Source organism: Maridesulfovibrio pacificus (SeqCode) (assembly GCF_048612815.1).
Lineage (GTDB): Bacteria > Desulfobacterota > Desulfovibrionia > Desulfovibrionales > Desulfovibrionaceae > Maridesulfovibrio > Maridesulfovibrio pacificus.
Map to the genome: position 1 here is coordinate 614,406 of NZ_JBLZNE010000001.1, position 16,969 is coordinate 631,374.

General features: G+C 48.8%; 19 protein-coding genes. 14 read left to right on the plus strand and 5 right to left on the minus strand.

What is annotated here, in order from left to right; translation table 11 throughout:
- Positions 1–136: 136 nt before the first annotated feature.
- From ACNI23_RS03025 to ACNI23_RS03045, 5 genes are all read right to left on the minus strand, one after another.
- Positions 137–973 carry an AraC family transcriptional regulator gene (locus ACNI23_RS03025; protein ID WP_420246667.1) on the minus strand — a complete coding sequence of 279 codons (837 nt, stop codon included), beginning with the start codon at positions 971–973 and terminating at the stop codon, positions 137–139.
- Positions 974–983: 10 nt separating this feature from the next.
- Positions 984–1,376 carry a cupin domain-containing protein gene (locus ACNI23_RS03030; RefSeq protein WP_420246669.1) on the minus strand — a complete coding sequence of 131 codons (393 nt, stop codon included), beginning with the start codon at positions 1,374–1,376 and terminating at the stop codon, positions 984–986.
- A 157-nt stretch (positions 1,377–1,533) separates the two neighbouring features.
- Positions 1,534–1,929, minus strand: coding sequence for an OsmC family protein (locus ACNI23_RS03035; RefSeq protein ID WP_420246671.1), 396 nt, complete (start codon positions 1,927–1,929; stop codon positions 1,534–1,536).
- A gap of 128 nt (positions 1,930–2,057) precedes the next feature.
- Entirely contained in the window at positions 2,058–2,519 is a 462-nt protein-coding gene (locus tag ACNI23_RS03040) for a YkgJ family cysteine cluster protein (RefSeq protein WP_420246672.1), read from the minus strand.
- 40 nt (positions 2,520–2,559) lie between these two features.
- Positions 2,560–3,051: a GtrA family protein gene (locus ACNI23_RS03045; protein WP_420246673.1), complete on the minus strand. Its 492-nt coding sequence runs from the start codon at positions 3,049–3,051 to the stop codon at positions 2,560–2,562.
- A gap of 467 nt (positions 3,052–3,518) precedes the next feature.
- On the opposite strand from ACNI23_RS03045, the gene ACNI23_RS03050 reads away from it, so the two are divergent.
- From ACNI23_RS03050 to ACNI23_RS03115, 14 genes are all read left to right on the plus strand, one after another.
- Positions 3,519–4,829 (plus strand): two-component system response regulator, encoded by a 1,311-nt coding sequence (locus ACNI23_RS03050; RefSeq protein WP_420246675.1) that lies wholly within the window; start codon positions 3,519–3,521, stop codon positions 4,827–4,829.
- Between the two features lie 581 nt (positions 4,830–5,410).
- Complete coding sequence (locus tag ACNI23_RS03055) at positions 5,411–5,788, plus strand: NADH-quinone oxidoreductase subunit A (protein ID WP_420246677.1); 378 nt, start codon at positions 5,411–5,413, stop codon at positions 5,786–5,788.
- Entirely contained in the window at positions 5,767–6,306 is a 540-nt protein-coding gene (locus ACNI23_RS03060) for an NADH-quinone oxidoreductase subunit B (protein WP_420246678.1), read from the plus strand. Before ACNI23_RS03055 ends, ACNI23_RS03060 begins: the two co-directional genes overlap by 22 nt.
- Positions 6,303–6,836: an NADH-quinone oxidoreductase subunit C gene (locus ACNI23_RS03065; protein ID WP_420246680.1), complete on the plus strand. Its 534-nt coding sequence runs from the start codon at positions 6,303–6,305 to the stop codon at positions 6,834–6,836. The genes ACNI23_RS03060 and ACNI23_RS03065 overlap by 4 nt, the downstream gene beginning before the upstream one ends.
- Positions 6,833–7,984 (plus strand): NADH-quinone oxidoreductase subunit D, encoded by a 1,152-nt coding sequence (locus tag ACNI23_RS03070; RefSeq protein ID WP_420246681.1) that lies wholly within the window; start codon positions 6,833–6,835, stop codon positions 7,982–7,984. The genes ACNI23_RS03065 and ACNI23_RS03070 overlap by 4 nt, the downstream gene beginning before the upstream one ends.
- Positions 7,985–7,997: 13 nt before the next feature.
- Positions 7,998–8,966 (plus strand): NADH-quinone oxidoreductase subunit NuoH, encoded by a 969-nt coding sequence (gene nuoH / locus ACNI23_RS03075; protein WP_420246683.1) that lies wholly within the window; start codon positions 7,998–8,000, stop codon positions 8,964–8,966.
- A gap of 13 nt (positions 8,967–8,979) precedes the next feature.
- On the plus strand, positions 8,980–9,585 hold the full coding sequence (locus ACNI23_RS03080) for a 4Fe-4S binding protein (protein ID WP_420246684.1): 606 nt from the start codon (positions 8,980–8,982) through the stop codon (positions 9,583–9,585).
- Positions 9,582–10,097 (plus strand): NADH-quinone oxidoreductase subunit J family protein, encoded by a 516-nt coding sequence (locus ACNI23_RS03085; protein WP_420246686.1) that lies wholly within the window; start codon positions 9,582–9,584, stop codon positions 10,095–10,097. Before ACNI23_RS03080 ends, ACNI23_RS03085 begins: the two co-directional genes overlap by 4 nt.
- Positions 10,097–10,405, plus strand: a complete 309-nt coding sequence (gene nuoK, locus ACNI23_RS03090; RefSeq protein WP_015851376.1) for an NADH-quinone oxidoreductase subunit NuoK — start codon at positions 10,097–10,099, stop codon at positions 10,403–10,405. The genes ACNI23_RS03085 and nuoK overlap by 1 nt, the downstream gene beginning before the upstream one ends.
- 4 nt (positions 10,406–10,409) lie before the next feature.
- Positions 10,410–11,903, plus strand: a complete 1,494-nt coding sequence (locus tag ACNI23_RS03095; protein ID WP_420246687.1) for a monovalent cation/H+ antiporter subunit D family protein — start codon at positions 10,410–10,412, stop codon at positions 11,901–11,903.
- A gap of 11 nt (positions 11,904–11,914) precedes the next feature.
- On the plus strand, positions 11,915–12,175 hold the full coding sequence (locus tag ACNI23_RS03100) for a PIN domain-containing protein (RefSeq protein WP_420246688.1): 261 nt from the start codon (positions 11,915–11,917) through the stop codon (positions 12,173–12,175).
- The gene (locus ACNI23_RS03105; RefSeq protein WP_420250552.1) at positions 12,165–13,937 is read left to right on the plus strand and encodes a Na(+)/H(+) antiporter subunit D; all 1,773 of its coding nucleotides are present in this window, start codon (positions 12,165–12,167) and stop codon (positions 13,935–13,937) included. The genes ACNI23_RS03100 and ACNI23_RS03105 overlap by 11 nt, the downstream gene beginning before the upstream one ends.
- Positions 13,938–13,952: 15 nt before the next feature.
- Positions 13,953–15,488 (plus strand): complex I subunit 4 family protein, encoded by a 1,536-nt coding sequence (locus tag ACNI23_RS03110; protein WP_420246689.1) that lies wholly within the window; start codon positions 13,953–13,955, stop codon positions 15,486–15,488.
- An 18-nt stretch (positions 15,489–15,506) separates the two neighbouring features.
- Positions 15,507–16,928, plus strand: a complete 1,422-nt coding sequence (locus tag ACNI23_RS03115) for an NADH-quinone oxidoreductase subunit N (RefSeq protein WP_420246691.1) — start codon at positions 15,507–15,509, stop codon at positions 16,926–16,928.
- Positions 16,929–16,969 lie beyond the last annotated feature (41 nt).

Genomic DNA, 16,969 nt, shown 5'->3' on the forward strand with positions numbered 1-16,969 from the left:
GGTTTGTTTTTCTAACAGAATAGCCTTCATGCAAGGTAAGTCAACCTGATTAGAGCAAAAAAACGTTTACTATTTGTTTTACTCGTGAATGTGTTTGTTTTGCATTTAAAAATCCTATTCGCAGGTAGGATATTAGCTATCTGTTCTCCCTGACGAAACGTCCGGGTGAAAGACCTATTACCTTTTTGAAGTGGCGGGAAAAATGACTTTGGTCAGAAAAACCGGAATTAAGTGCTGCTTCGATAAGTGTTTCTCCGGATTGAATACGGGCTTTAGCCTCATATATGCGGCAGGAAGTGAGGTGTTCCTGCGGAGATAGGCCGAATTTTTTTACAAACAGCTTTTGTAAATGAAACTGACTGAGACATGCTGTCTCTGCCAGATCGTTTAAAGTGATTTTGTCTTTGAAATTTTTATCAATAAATCCTTTTACCCTGCTTAAAGCTTCCTGTTGGGGACCGGTTATAGCCGGGACGATTTGCTTGGTGCTGAAATTTTCCAGTGCATGGTATAAAAAATTGTTCAAGGCTGTTTGTTTTTCCAGAGCTGTTTCGGTTGTTTTTAAGAGCGAGAATAGTTCATCAAAAGAAATACGGTCAAAATCTTTGTAAGCAATGGCAGGATTAAAATGCGGCGCAGAACATGCCTTGCCGCTTATCTCCGCTGCAAGATTGCGCAGATAGGAGGTATTGACACATAAGGCGCGATACGAGTGGGGACCAAATGCATCTTTGTAAATGGATTCGCAACTATGCGAAGTGCCGGGGGGAAGTATGCACATCTCCCCGGCACAATATGAATAAGTTTGTGAATTGATACAGACCTTGCGTTCACCCTGATCTATCAGGCTGAAAATGTAGCTGGAATGAACGTGGCGCGGGAAGCGGTTAGCGATTTCGCATGCTTCAACAAGTACCGCCTCAGGCAGCTCCTCCAGCTCATGGAAGGTCAGTTTTTCATTTTGTTTTGTCATTTGTCCCGATTCATATCAAAGCCGGGAAAAACTTGGCAAGCAGAGTCAGCCCTTCCGGTCCTGCTTTTACGCTATGCTCTTTTCCTTTAGGGATAACGGCGGATTTTCCGGGATGGTAGGGTGTGGATTTGTCTGCAAGGCTGGCATTTCCGCTCCCCCCTATGATTTCATGCAGTTCCCATTGGTTTTCATGGATATGTGTTTCAAGGGTGCAGCCGGGATCAATCCTGACAATGTGGCAGCTCAGCTGACCTGCGGTCTTATCTCCGGTGATAAGGTGTTTGAGGTAAACCCCTTCAAATGCTGGATGTGGATTCCACTCAAGGTTTGAGCATTGGATAGAGCCTGCTGTTGTTTCAATTGTGCCGTTTGCGGCGAGTATGGGGAATTCTTCAGTTGTCATATTATCCTCCTGTTTTTTGTTGGTGTTCTCGCCTTATAGACGGGGTCAGGAGGTGCGGTATTGTACGATCTTGTGAATTTAGATCTCGCCAATAAAAAAGCGGATAAGTAGTAATACTTATCCGCTTTAAGCTGAACCAGTGTTGCAGCAAAATTATTTATACAATTTCAAGCTGAAAAGCCGGAGGGCTCATGAGCAGCTTTTTGATGGGACAAAGGTCCAGCGCACGGAGCAGGGCCGCTTTGTATTTTTCAGGAAAACCTTCAGGGATAGTTAGTTCGTAAGTGAACTTGGCTATCTGGTTTCCCTCTTCATTATACTGGTATCTTACCTTTAGCCCCAGACCTTCCATAGGGAGTGATCTCGCTTCACAGAACTTGCGGGCGTAATGAGCCGCGCAGGTTGCCAGTGAAGCCAGAAAAAGATGTGTAGGTTCCGGGGCAGACCCTTCGCCTCCTTCGCTTACAGGCATATCAACATCGATACAGTAATCATCACTGACTGCTGAAAGCTTCTGGCCTGTGCCGAATTCAATTTTGATTTCATTATTCATCATGACTCCAATTCGCCATAAATGTTGATAAAAATCACAGTGCTGCGGTTGCGATGTAAAGTATCCCTTTACGCAGGGAAAAAGCAATGCTTTTTGTGTAGGGAAAACGGGGAAATACGTCTTTTTTTCTATTTTCTTTCGGGGATATGTCCTGATTTGATTTTGCCGTCGTCACGCATTGCATCTTGCAGTATTTTCTCGAAGTCGGTTTCAGTGGACATGCGGAATCCACATCCAGCAGGAAGTTCTCCAAACTGCATGAAAATAGATGGGTTTGGGAAGTTTCGACAGAGCTGAGGGCGATTTTCATAGTCGCTGCACGTACCGTTGTCGGTCAGGCTGGTGCAGGAAAATTTAAGATAACCTTCTTCGGTTTTTCCGCATATTTCAAAACGTGACAAAAGATCGTCTTCGTCTATAGCCTTTAAAAACTGCTTTTTATTTTTCAGCCATTTACCGCCTACATGAAGGCATATTGAACGGCAGCAGCTCCCGCACAGTTTGCAGGAACCGCGAATGATCACCGTTTGCCGTTTTCTTTTTAAACGCCATTTTCGGAATTTAAATTCCAGATATTCAAAAAGATTCATCTGTGGAAAATAGACCTCTATGTTACGGAATGCAAGGTGCTTAGAGCAAAGGCTTACCCGCAACCCGGAAATTTACATAGAGGTTTAATATATAATTCCATAATCCGGTAATAAGTGAGATCAGGATTCGGCAAATGAAGTATTGCCCGTGCAGAATGTCGACCATCAGGAACATCCCCCCGGTTACGATAATCAGTCCGGTTCCGGCTATAAGCAGGAAGCCGAAATAGCCTTGCCTGAATTCTCGGGCGGTTCCTTTGAAAACGAGCCTGCGGCTGATAAGGTAGTTTACGGAAACCGCTATCAGAAAAGCCAGTCCGGCTGCAAAAGCAGGGGGCCAGTTGAAGCCGTCTGTTAATATGTAGAGCAGGGCCAGATCAAACAGAAAGGTCCCGCCGCCAACGCAGGTATAGCGTAGAAAGCGTATGGTTCCTTTGATGTCCCATGTTGAAAATATCTTGCCTGTTTTGTTTTGGCTGCTTGCCTGCTCTGTCATATACGGCAGGAAGCCAGTGGTTAGGTTGAAAGTCAAGGTGTATCGGCAAAGGTGACCGATTTGTAATATGGTAGTAACAAAAGAAAGGCCCCGCTGAATGAGGGGGTGAAATCCTCGTCAGCGGGGCTTGCGGCGTTCGGGTCAGGTTGCGCCAAACCTCCCTTGTGCCGTCTGGAAGAAAGGGTGTTTGTCCGGTGATGAACAAAGAGTGAAAGTAAAAAAAATTCTGCAGCAGTAATTCTTTTTCTGCTTCGTTGTTCTGTTTATATGGAACGGCTTTTCATATGTCTAATATATAATTTGTGTCTATCTGATATCTTTTAGGTCTTGATCGACCGAAGCATGGGCTTTGCTGAGGATAATTATTTTTGAAAAGACAATTTCAGAATTAAATTTGTTGAATTATAAGATTAGGCCTGAAGCGTTCAGTGCTTTGTTCTGATATTTATTTTTTAGATCTTATGGGTTTTATTAAATTTGATTTTATATTAATTGGTGGAATCATGGAGAATAGCCTGAAAATACTGCTTGTGGATGATAATGCCGTAAATTTGACTCTTCTTGAGCGATTGCTCAAAGACGAAGGGGCTGAGTTACACAAGGCTATGGAAGGGGAGGAGGCCATCGGACTATGTCGGGAGAATGATTTTGCATTGATTCTGCTTGATGTGCAGATGCCCGGGATGGATGGTTATGAAACTGCGCGCAAGATTAAAGATATTGAGTCTTGTCGTCTTGTTCCGATAATCTTTTTGACTGCTATTTATAAAGATCCGGCATATGCCCGTATGGGGTATGAAGCCGGGGCAGTTGATTTTCTTACACAGCCAATTGATCCGCCTACTTTAAGGGGAAAGGTCGGGGTTTTTTTGGAGCTGAAAAGACAAAAAGATCGATTGGAACGGGAAATAACGCAGCGTATTAAAACTGAAAAAGCTTTGCGGGCTGCCGAGGAAAAGTACCGCAACATATTTGAACGTGCTGTGGAAGGTATCTTCAGGTCTACCCTTGATGGTAATTTTGAAGAAATCAACCCGGCTTTGGCTCGTATTCTGGGCTATGATACCCCGGAAGAAGCTGTGAAAAAGGCCCATACGGATATTCTTTATAAGAATCCGGCTGACAGGAAAGTTTTTCTAAAAAAATTAATGCAGGAAAAGTCGCTAAGTGATTATGAGCTTCGTTTCCGGCGTAAGGACGGTTCAGTTATCTGGGTTTCGGAAAGTTGCCGATTGTTTGAAGAAGGTGGCGAATTCTACATTGAAGGTGTTGTGGAAGATATCACTAACCGCAAAATGTGCGAGCTAGAGCTTCAGGAGAAGGCCACTCTTGATGCACTTACCGGAATACCCAATCGCTACCTTTTCTTCGACCGGCTGGAAAAATCCGTTGCCAACGCAGGTAGATATGGTGAAAAACTGGCTCTTTTGTTCATTGATTTGAACGATTTTAAGCGAGTTAATGACATGTATGGTCACCATGCCGGGGATACTGTTCTCGCCAAAGTTGCCGCAAGACTACAATCGCGTTTACGCTCTGCAGACACTTTCGCGCGGCTTGGCGGTGATGAATTCTGTGTCTTGCTTGAACGTCCTGCTGACAGGGATAGTATTGCGCGTGTAGCGGATGATTTTATCAATTGTCTTACAGAACCATTTGAATTTGATGATGTCCGGTGTTCTATCGGTGCTTCGATCGGTATAAGTATATATCCCGAAAACGGGGTTGAGGCTGAGGGATTGGTCAAAAAGGCAGATGAGGCCATGTACAGGGTTAAAGAACATAAAGATTGTAAATACTGTTTTTACAGCTGAGGAATGAATCAGCCGGATTTAATACTGTAGCTTTTTCTACACATATAGATTTTTGCAGGTAGGTGTTTTCGCTCGCGTTGGGCGGAAACACCTTCTTTTTTGTCAGGCGTTTATGTCTAGTTTTTAACCGATAATTTATTATGTGTCATTCTGATACTATATCTGAACTGTTTAAGCCTTGTGAAATATATTTGTTTCTCTCATTCCTTATGTTCTGTGCTTTAAAGTATCTCGCTGATTAGTGTGTCGAAATATTTTGCAAAAACAGTATTGAATCTATTGTTGAATGTGCTATTACTAAGCGGAAATTTTGTTTTGCATCATCGTTTATCTTTCAACTCTCTGGAATTAAAGTTGATTATTTTGTGATTAATTTAACTATCTGATGTTTTACAGTCGTCTTAGCCTGTAAAACGCGCAGCCATCCTTGACACAGGAATGGTCGAGTGAGATAGATTTAATTAAAATTTAACTTCAGAATTTTTTTAGACTTTTTCCAATGTTCTCTTTGCAATTTAACAAAAAAACAATTAGTGTCCGCTTCGTGTTACTAATTTTAAAAACGTAAGAGAGGTGCGAGAATGGTTTTTACCTGGCTTCAGTTCGCCATCTTCATGTTTTTGATCGGTGGGCTTCTTTTTGCCGGTGGTCCGCTTATCTTGTCTGCTCTGGTTCATCCACGTGCAAAAGGCGGGGATATGGGCATTCCTTATGAGTGTGGGATGAAACCACACGGCAGGGCATGGAATCAGTTCGGCATCAGTTATTATGTTTACGCCTTGTTGTTTCTAGCCTTTGACGTAGACGTTCTCTATCTCTTCCCGGTTTCAGTCTGGTATCCCCATACTGATGGAATGTTTTATTTTATTGAAGTTGCCGGGTTCCTGTCTGTTCTTGCTATCGCGATTATTTATTTCTGGAAGAAAGGAGTGTTCACATGGCCGAGAAAAATCTCCTGACCCCTGGCGGGCATGTTATCGAGGATGGGCTTGTCCGCCTCGAACTTGCCGAAGACGCCATGAATATCTGCCGATCCATGTCACTATGGCCTATGACCTTCGGGCTGGCCTGCTGCGCAATTGAAATGATGGCTGTGGGTATGGCCCGTTTCGATATGGCCCGCTTCGGTGCCGAGGTCTTTCGTCCTTCAGCGCGTCAGGCTGACCTGATGATTGTGGCGGGAACGGTGACCAAGAAAATGGCTCCTGCTGTTGTCCGTCTTTACGAGCAGATGCCTGCCCCTAAATGGGTGCTTGCTCTTGGTAACTGCGCAATCTCCGGTGGCCCTTTCAAGTTTAAAGGTCAGTACGGAATTGTTGAAGGAGTGGATAATCTAATTCCGGTAGATGTTTACGTTCCCGGATGTCCGCCGCGCCCGGAAGCATTGCTCGAAGGGTTGTTCCAGATTCAGGAAAAGGTAACCGGAAAACGCTGGTGGCCTGTACCTGAGGACTTAGAGAAGGAGCGTGCCTTATGATGGGTGATAATCTCAGTCTCCCGGTTACCCCGCTTATGATTGGCAAAGGAAGTGTTCAAACATCCGGGGTGACCATGAATGTCTTTCTGACATCCGACGATATCATGCAGGCGGCAGAGGCTATGCTCAAGCAAGCCTACCATCTGGAAAACATAGATGCCCTTGATGTCGCCGAAGGTTTCCTTATCTCCTACCATTATGCCCATTTCACCAAACCGGGACGCATTGCCCATAGGGTGTTGGTCTGTCGTGATGAAGCTGAATTGCCGTCAATTGCTTCCATCTTTCAGGGAGCGGACTGGCATGAGCGTGAGTGTTACGATTTTCACGGTGTAAAGTTTGCCGGACACCCCAATCTGCTGCCCCTGTTGCTTGATCCTGAAACTCCCAACGGAGTGTTGCTCAAAGATGATAAGAGCCGCAAACCGTTGCGCGAGATTCTTAATCCCGGTGAAATTGTCTTCAAAGGTGAAGGTTTCACTCTCTTTGATGAAAAGCAACCGGAGCCGGAAGAGGGGGCGGAATCATGAATACATTTGCTGAAGGTGATTACTACACCAATCATTTTGAGAAGGGTGCAGATGACCATACCATGATTCTGAACATGGGTCCGCAGCATCCTTCCACCCACGGTGTTCTGCGGGTTATCCTTGAGCTGGACGGTGAATATATCGTTCGAGCCGAGCCGGTTCTTGGTTATTTGCACCGTATGCATGAAAAAATGGCCGAGGTTAAGACCTGGGTCCAGTTCATTCCCAATATGGGCCGTGTTGATTACCTGCATCCGCTGGCATGGAACCATGCTTATGTGGGTGCGGTGGAAAAACTGGCCGGGATCGAGGTCCCTGAACGGGCCGAATACATTAGGGTCATTCTTACCGAACTTAACCGTATTTCTTCGCACCTGCTCTGGTGGGGCGCATATCTTTTGGACCTAGGCGCATTTACTCCGATCATGTACGGCTTTGATGACCGTGAAATTCTCATGGACATTATGCAGAAGGTAACCGGGGCACGGTTGACCTATAGTAACTTCCGCTTCGGCGGGGTGGTTCATGATCTAGATGACGGTTTCGCGGACAAGTGTACCGAGTTCATCAAACGTCTGCGCGACCGTTTGCCCATGTACAAGGATCTGGTCACCGATAATATCATCCTGCGTAAACGCATTGAAGAAATCGGTTACATGGATGCGGACATGTGTAATCGCTACGGCGCGACCGGTCCTCTGATTCGCGGTGCGGGCGTTGAGCATGACACCCGCAGGGCTGAACCCTATTCTATTTATGATCGTTTCGACTGGAAGGTTCCGGTTTATTACGAGGCTGATGCCATGGCCCGTTACATGGTGCGCATGGAAGAAATCGAGCAGAGCCTGAACATTGTGGAACAGGCCCTTGAGCAGATTCCTGAAGGTGAGCACATCATCAAGAAAGCTCCCAAGCCAACTTGGAAGGCTCCGGCAGGTGAAGCTTACTTCTGTACTGAAGGCGCTCGCGGAAAGATCGGAATCCATATCGTCAGTGACGGCAGCAAGACCCCGTACCGGATCAAGCTCCGTGCACCGGGATTCTCCAACCTGTCCCTGTTTGCTGAATGTGCACAGGGAACAATGCTGGCAGATGCGGTTGCTATTTTAGGCAGCTTGGACATGGTAATCCCGGAAATCGACAGGTAGTCAGGAGCTTTATATGTCTCAAATTCCTGTAGAACTCGTGAAATTAATCATCGCACTGGTGGCGATAGCTGCTTTTGTGGGATTGAACGGGCTGGTGCTGGTTTACCTTGAACGTAAGGTGGCCGGATTCGTACAGCGCAGGCCCGGACCTTATGAAGTCGGCCCGCAGGGGCTGCTGCAGCCTCTGGCCGATGCCGTAAAGCTTATCGGTAAACAGCTTTTCACCCCGAGCGGTGCAGACAAGCTGTTGTTCTGGATGGCTCCCATTTTATCCTTTTTGCCCGTACTTTTACTCTTTCTGCCTATTCCTTTCGGTCCTGTTGCTACCGGAATGGAAATGGACCTCGGTCTGTTGCTCATTCTGGCTTTTGCAGGGCTGAATGTGCTGGCAATTTGTCTGGCAGGTTGGGGATCAAATAACAAATGGGGCATTCTCGGTGCAGCTAGGGCTGTGGCCCAGTCCGTGGCTTATGAAATCCCGTTGTTACTTTCGGTACTGTCAATTGCCTTCATGACCGGAAGCCTGAACCTGACTACCGTAGTCGAAGGGCAGGGCGGCTGGCCATGGCAGTGGAATGCAGTAGTGCAGCCTCTGGCATTCATTATTTATTTTGTCAGTGCGCTTGGCGAAACCAACCGCGCTCCCTTTGACCTTCCGGAAGCGGAAAGTGAACTGACCGCCGGATTCCATACCGAATATTCAGGCATGGGTTTCGGTATGTTCTTTCTCGCTGAATATGCCAACATGATCGTGGTCTGCTCCGTAGCTGCGGCCTTGTTTCTCGGCGGCTGGCAGGGACCTTTCTTTGACGGCGCATGGTGGTTCCTCGCCAAAGTTTACACGCTGCTGCTGGTCATGATCTGGCTGCGCTGGACTTACCCCCGCGTACGTTTTGATCAGCTTCTGAATATCAACTGGAAATGGCTCATGCCCTTAGCTCTGTTGAACCTGTTTATCACCGCTTTTGTGATGAAGTTGTAGGAGGGCGTTTTTAATGAGTGTAATAAAAAAAATTTGGGACGACGTGACTTCGCTTTGGTCCTTGATCGTAGGACTGAAGGTCACGGGTAAAAACTTTGTCGATAAAAACGTCACTCTCCATTACCCGCGTGAAACGGTTACTTCCGGGCAGTTGGAAGGATTTCGAGGGCCGCTGGAACTCATAGGTAAACCTAAGGACCCAGCCAAGCCCAAATGTATAGCCTGCATGATGTGCGTCACCGCCTGTCCCAGCAAATGCATTACCGTGGTCAAAGCCAAGGCTCCCAAGCCTACCGAAGCTGAACTTCAGGCCATGAAGGAAGCGGAAGAGCGGGGCGAAAAGGTCAATAAGCCTAAGGCCCCCAAAGAGCCTGCAAAATTTTTGTATGACTTCTCGCTCTGTTCGCTGTGCGGATCATGCGTGGAAAACTGCCCCGCAAATGCTCTGCGTTACTCCTCAAATGTGTACCTGACTGTTACCGACCGAAAGGAACTTAAAATGGATCTTCTGGCACGGCTCGGCGCACAGGCTGAGGCTGCTGTAGCAGCAAAAGCGGTAGAGTCCCCCAAGGATGTTGAAGCTGCAACTACTGAAAAAGAGGCAGGGACAGAATCATGATGGAAACGCTCGCTAAAATAGCTTTTGTCGTCTACACGCTGTTGATTCTCGGTGGCGGGTGTATAGCCGTGGGCGCACATAGTTTGGTTCGGGCCATGGTGGGGCTGATATCATCTCTGCTGGGCGTGGCTGGAATGTACATGCTCATGGCAGCGCCGTTCATGGCTTTCATGCAGATACTCATCTACGTGGGGGCGGTCTGTGTGCTTATCTTTTTCGCTATCATGCTTACTCAGGCTGATGCCCATGGGGTGGAAGCAGGAAGCCGCAGGCCGGGTAAATCTGCATTGGCGGCTCTTACATTCATCACTCCGGTATTTTTGATCGGGTTCATTCTTATCAAATTCCAGCCCGCTTCAATTCATATTCCGGTTGAGGTCCCGCTGATCCAGATAGGTAAAGGGCTGCTGGAAGATTATCCGGTTGCATTTGAGTTGATCTCGGTTGTCCTGCTGGCTGCTATGGCCGGGGCCGTGCTGTTAGCTTTTGAAAAGAAAGGGAGGAAAGCATAATGAGTCCTCTTTTAATGTATCAACTGGTGGCGCTCCTGCTGCTGGCTATCGGGTTGTACGGCATTGTCTGGCGTAAATCGCTGGTGGGCATGCTTATTTCCGTGGAGCTGATGCTCAACGGCGCGGGGCTGTCCATTGTTTCCGCCTCCCAGCTTACCGAGGCCGGAAGCGCAGTGGGGCAGATCGCCGCACTTTTTGTTATGGGACTGGCCGCTGCTGAAGCGACCCTTGTGCTGGCAATAATCATTGTGGTGGCAAAACGGTTTAAGTCCGTTGAGACCGACGCAATAACAAGGCTGAAAGGGTAAACGTATGACAGTTAGCACTGAATTCATCACCAGCGCGCGAATCCTGATCCCGCTCGGCATCACCCTTGTGGCACCGTTCTTCATCTGGTTTTTCCGGGAGAACATAAACCGCCGCGAGGCCGTATCCATCTGGGCCGGTATCCTGACCTTCCTTTCCGTGGCTTCCATGGTTCCTGATGTAATGGAAGGCAAAATTGTAGAGTACACACTATTCACTCTTTTTCCGGGTGTGAACGTCTCTTTCGCTGCGGATGGGCTGGCCTTTATATTTGCCCTTATCGCATCACTCCTGTGGATATTCGCCACCAGTTATAACATCGGCTACATGCGCACCCTTAACGAGCATGCCCAGACCAGATATTACTTTTGTTTTGCGGTTGCCATTTTCGGTGCGGTGGGAGTTGCCTTTTCGGCGAATATTTTCACTCTCTATCTATTTTATGAAATCATTTCCGTATTCACTTACCCGCTGGTTGCCCACCATCAGGATGATGAAGCTTTCAGCGGCGCGCGGAAATATATGGTCTACCTGATGGGTACCTCCAAGCTGTTTCTGCTTCCGGCCATGGTCATGACCTATGTGCTCTGCGGAACTTTGGACTTTCATCTCGGCGATGTGGCTCAGGGAATTTTCCCTCCGGATGCCGACCCCACAATGGTGACCATCACCTACGTTCTTTACATTGCAGGTCTGGCAAAAGCAGCCCTTATGCCGTTTCACAACTGGCTTCCTTCAGCAATGGTCGCGCCGACTCCGGTCTCCGCGCTGCTGCATGCGGTGGCTGTTGTTAAGGCCGGGGTTTTCTCAGTCTCCCGTGTAATCCTTTCCGGCTTCGGTGTGGATCTCATGGATAAACTGGGTTTGGGATTGCCGACAGCATATCTTGCGGCATTCACCATTGTTACTGCCTCGCTCATCGCCCTGACCAAGGACGACATCAAGGCTAGGCTTGCATACTCCACGGTAAGTCAGCTTTCTTACATTATCATCGGTGTTGCCATGCTGACCCCGGAAGCTGTGCAGGGTGGCTTGATGCACATCGCCCACCACGCCTTTTCCAAGATCACATTGTTCTTCGGTGCCGGTGCCATTTATGTGGCAACCCATCTTAAGAAAATCAGCCTCATGGACGGCTTGGGCAGGCGAATGCCTTGGACCTTCGGGGCCTTCGCCATTGCTTCGCTGTCCATGATCGGGGTGCCTCCGGTCTGCGGATTCGCCACCAAATGGTATCTGGTCAAAGGTGCGGTAGGTATCGGTCAATGGGGATTGCTGGTGGCATTGCTGGCAAGTACTTTGCTTAATGCCGGTTATTTCGGACCCATCGTCTACCGGGCATTTTTCAAGGCTCCGGCTGAGGGTGCCAATATTGAGCAGTACAAAGAGGCCCCGCTGTGTATGGTCATTCCGCTTTTTACCACAGCTCTGATCTCAGTCTGGCTGGGACTTTATCCCCAGACTTTCCTGAACTTCATCAACGTGTTCGGTAAATTCTAAGGAGAACCGCCATGATCGAAAAACTTGGAAACTGGTTCGAAACCCAGCGCACGCAGAAAATGAAGTTCTGGAAGCTCCTGTTTGCAGGCTTTCTTGTGCTGCTGGTGGGCCTTAATATGTTCATCCATCCGCACCATGCTGAATATCATTACGATATTTATCCCGGTTTTTGGGAGCTGTTTGCCTTGGCTGCATCGGTAGGCATGGTCTTCCTGATGAAAGTTCTCATTCAACCTTTTCTTGTAGGACCGGAGGAAGATGATGACGCTTAACGGTTTTCTCCATCCGGCACTGGCTTTTATCGCCTTGGCAATGGCCTTGCCATTCTTCCGGGGCAAACAGTGGAAATGGTTTCTGCTCGTTCCGCCAGTTATTGCCATTGGGGTGGTTTTTACTGCTACACTTGGTAATTTCGGGGTAATTCCATATCTCGGTAATGTGCTGGTGCTGGGTAGGGTGGATAAGCTTTCGCTGGTCTTTGCCAACGTATTCGCCATCCAGTCGCTCATCGGCATGATCTACGCTCTGCATACTGATGATAAAGCGCACCACGCTGCGGCGGCCCTCTATGTTGCCGGATCATTCGGTTGTGTCTTTGCCGGAGACTATTTGTCCCTGTTTATCTTCTGGGAACTAATGGCGGTGGCCTCCACCTTTCTGGTCTGGCTGCACCGCACCAAGACCTCCAGCGCTGCCGGTTTCAGGTACTTCCTGTTCCACATGCTCGGTGGTCTGTTCCTGCTTGGCGGATTGCTGCTCCGTTACTCCGAGATCGGAACTTTCGCCTTCCTGCCAGTAGACCCGCAGGGCATGGAATATTACGACTGGCTGATTCTGACCGGATTTTGCGTCAACGCAGCTGTCGTACCTTTGCATGCATGGCTGCCTGATGCCTACCCCGAAGCAACTGTTCCGGGTGCGGTTTTCATGTGTGCCTTCACCACCAAGACTGCGGTTTACGTATTAGCTCGCGGATTCTCAGGAGTTTACGCGCTGGCAGTGGCCGGAACAATCATGGCTGTCTATGGAGTGCTTTACGCGTCCATGGAGAACAATGCGCGCAGGATTCTTTCCTACCACATCGTCTCACAGGTCGGTTACATGGTCGCCGGTATCGGTATCGGTACAGCCATGTGCATCAACGGTGCTGTTGCTCACGCTTACGCTCATATTTTATATAAGGGTTTGCTTTTCATGAGTGTAGGTACCGTACTTTATGCAGTAGGTACTGCCGATCTTGATCGCCTCGGCGGTTTGGTCGGGAAAATGCCTGTGGTCATGCTCCTGTACATGGTCGGGGCGGTTTCCATTTCCGGTATGCCGCTTTTCAACGGATTTGTATCAAAGACCATGACCATTACCGGGGCTGCGGAAGCACATCACACTCTGCTTGCCGTAGGTCTTGAAATCGCCGCCGTAGGTACGTTCCTTTCGGTTGGTATCAAGCTTCCATACTTCGCTTTCTGGCATAAACCTGCGAAGACGGACATCAAACTCAATCCCATTCCCAAAAATATGTACGTGGCAATGGGTATCGCGGCTTTCCTCTGTTTCGCACAGGGCGTTTATCCGCAGATGCTCTATAAGCTGCTGCCGTTCCCGGTGGAATATGATCCTTACACCCCGTGGCACCTGTTGCAGGCTTCCATGCTGCTGGCATTTACCGGAGCAGGTTTCTGGATCATGCGTAAGGTCATTGTACCGCACCACGGACGTAACCTCGATTTTGACAAGTTGTACCGTTTTATCGGTAACATGGGCTTGCTTCTGGTCTGCCGCCCCATTGCTTGGGCGGATTCCGTCTGGACCACAGTGTACAGGGTAATCGGTCTCAAGTGGCTGATGGATTCTGCTGCCGGATCATCATGGTTTGACCGTAAGGGTATTGATACCGTTGTGGATGGCACTGCCTACACCGTACGTAATATCGGTAAGACCGGGGCCAAGATACAAACCGGACGTTTGCAGGATTACCTCGGAATGGCTGTGTTCATCGCGCTCTGCGTCTACGGTTTAGTCTGGTACTTCGGATAAAGGGGAGAGAATACAATGCAAGAATTCGCTTATCCTGTTCTGACTGTCCTCGTGTTCTTCCCGTTACTGGCGGCTGTCGGTCTTTTTTTTCTGAAAGGCGACAATACCATCAGGATGTTCACACTGGGCGTGTCAATAATTGAACTCGCACTCTCATTTCCGCTTTTTGCCGGATTCAAGCTTGAGTCAGCAGCCTTCCAGTTTGTGGAACGCATGGACTGGGTTAAGCAGTGGGGGGTAGAGTATTACCTCGGTACCGATGGCATCAGCTTTCTTATGGTTGTGCTGACCATCGCAGTACTGCCGCTCTGCGTGCTTTGCTCTTGGACTTACATCCAGACGAGAGTCAAGGAATTCCACTTCTGCCTGCTGTTCATGACCGCAGCCTGTGTGGGAGTTTTCACCGCTCTTGATCTGGTACTTTTCTATGTGTTCTGGGAAGCAATGCTGATACCCATGTACCTGCTTATTGCTGTATGGGGCGGACCTGAGAAGCGTTACGCATCGCTCAAGTTCTTTCTCTACACCTTGGCTGGATCAGCACTTTTGTTGGTGGCTATCGTTGCCTTCAGAATTGCTGGCGGAACCTTTGCCATACCGGAACTTATGGAGCAGAACTTTGCTTTCAGCTTCCAGTTCTGGGCATTTCTGGCCCTTGCTCTGGCCTTCGCCATCAAGGTCCCGATGTTCCCGTTCCACACATGGCTTCCTGCCGCACACGTACAGGCGCCCACTGCCGGATCAGTAATTCTGGCTTCCGTGCTCTTGAAAATGGGAACCTACGGATTTTTACGCTTCAACCTGCCGCTTACCCCGGCAGCCAGTGAATACTTTGCTCCGTTTATGATTGCCATATCCATTGCCGGAATTCTTTATGGCGGGATCGTGGCTCTCGGTCAAAACGATATCAAAAAAGTTATTGCCTATTCATCAGTAGGCCATATGGGATTTGTCACTCTCGGCATCTTCCTTTTCAACCAGCGCGGATTGGAAGGGGCACTCTTCCAGATGCTCAACCACGGTATCACCACCGGCGGTCTGTTTATGATGATCGGGGCCGTCTATGAACGCAGCCACAGCCGCGAACTTGATGACAACCTCGGACTTGGTAAATACATGCCAGCCTATATGTTCTTCTGGGGGCTGTTCGCACTGTCCTCATTCGGATTCCCCGGAACCAACAGCTTTGTAGGTGAGATTCTGGTATTCGTCGGAGCATTTGAGCAGAATCCCTGGATCGGCGCACTGATGGTGCCCGGAGCCATGGTTGCTGCCGCCTACATGCTGCGTGTTTCACTTAAGCTGGCCTGGGGTCGTCCCACTTCGTGGAAGGAGTGGCCTGATCTCAACCTGCGTGAATGGACCTATCTGGTTATTCCGGCGGTTTTTGTCCTTTACATCGGTCTTGCTCCGGGGCTTTGCTTCAAGGTTATGGATGCCTCGCTGATCAAGTTGGAGAAGGATGTGAAGGAAGGCGCTAAGATTGTTGCCTTGGAAAAAGAACATCCAGCTGAAATGGCCCTTAATTCCCTTAAGGGAATCATTAAGTAAGCAACAGGAGATATTGAAATGAATGTGAATCCATATCCTTTCATGCCGGAACTTTCCATGTTCCTGATCATCGCCCTGTTGTTCGTACAGGCGGTGGGCAGTGAACGTATGCGCCACAAGGTCGGGGTCTGGTTACCCATTGCGTCTTTGTTGCCAATAGCAGTATCGCTGTTGTCACTAGGGCAGGAAGGCTTGTTCTTTCATGGGGCTTATCAGATCGATCCGCTTTCGCAGTTTTTCAAGGTCGCCATTGCAATTGGTTTCAGCGTGACCGTGTTCAATGCTAGCCGTCAGCCGACTCTGCTGAATGACAAACGATCCGACTATTTCCTATTCCTCGCCATAAGCGGTTGGGGATTGATGATGTTGGCTTCATCAGTTGAACTGATCACCATGTACCTTGCTTTGGAACTTTCCTCCTACGCCCTTTATGCCATCATCGCTTTGCGGGCCAAGGACAAGGGAGCAGCAGAAGCGGCAATCAAGTACATAATGTTCGGTGCGGTTTCTACTGCCGTGGCATTGTACGGATTTTCTTACATCCTTGCCGGTATGCATACTACCTACCTCGCGGAATTGGTCCAGAAGACATGGTCCTTCGAGGCCGCACCCATGGCTGTTACAGGCATGGCTTTGTTTCTGCTGGGCATGTTCTACAAGCTGGCTCTGTTTCCGTTCCACTTCTGGTGCCCGGATGTTTATGAAGGTGCCAGCAACGAAACTGCAGCTTTTGTGGCAACCCTGCCCAAGCTCGGAGCGGTCGTAATCCTGATTCGCCTCGCAGCTATGTTCAAGCCCGGTTACGATATCACCACTATTCTTGCCGTACTCGGTGCTCTGTCCATGACTTTCGGTAACCTTGCCGCGCTGGTCCAGCGGGATGTAAAGCGTATTCTCGGTTACTCCTCTGTTGCCCATGCGGGTTACATCATGATCGGCCTTATTTCCGGTACTGCGGAAGGTCTTGCCGCTGCATCATTTTATGCACTGGCTTACGTTGCCATGAACCTGACCTGCTTCTGGGTTGTCAGCCGCGTGTCCGTGGATGGTCGCAACCTGCAATTGGATGACCTTAACGGGCTGCATAAGCGTGCCCCGGCCTTGGCTTTTGCTTTGGCTGTTGGGGCTTTCGCGCTGGTCGGCCTGCCGCCCATGGCCGGATTCATGGGTAAGCTGTTCCTGTTCTCCTCCGGTTGGAACCATGGCTACAACTGGCTGATCATAATTGCCGGGATCAACACTGCCATTTCCATCTACTACTATCTGGGAATGGTTCGCCATGCATACACCAAGGATGAAGTTGAAGGTACTCCTTTACCGGATACTTCCGCGTTCAGTTATGCGGGTGCAGCTCTGCTTTCCTTGCTGGTACTCGGTTTGGGAATGATGCCTGCCGGAGTGTTTGATTTCGCTTTGAAGGTGGGAAGTGTAATGCCGTAGGGTGATCGATAAATAATTATGAATTTGAAAAGCCCCGTCTG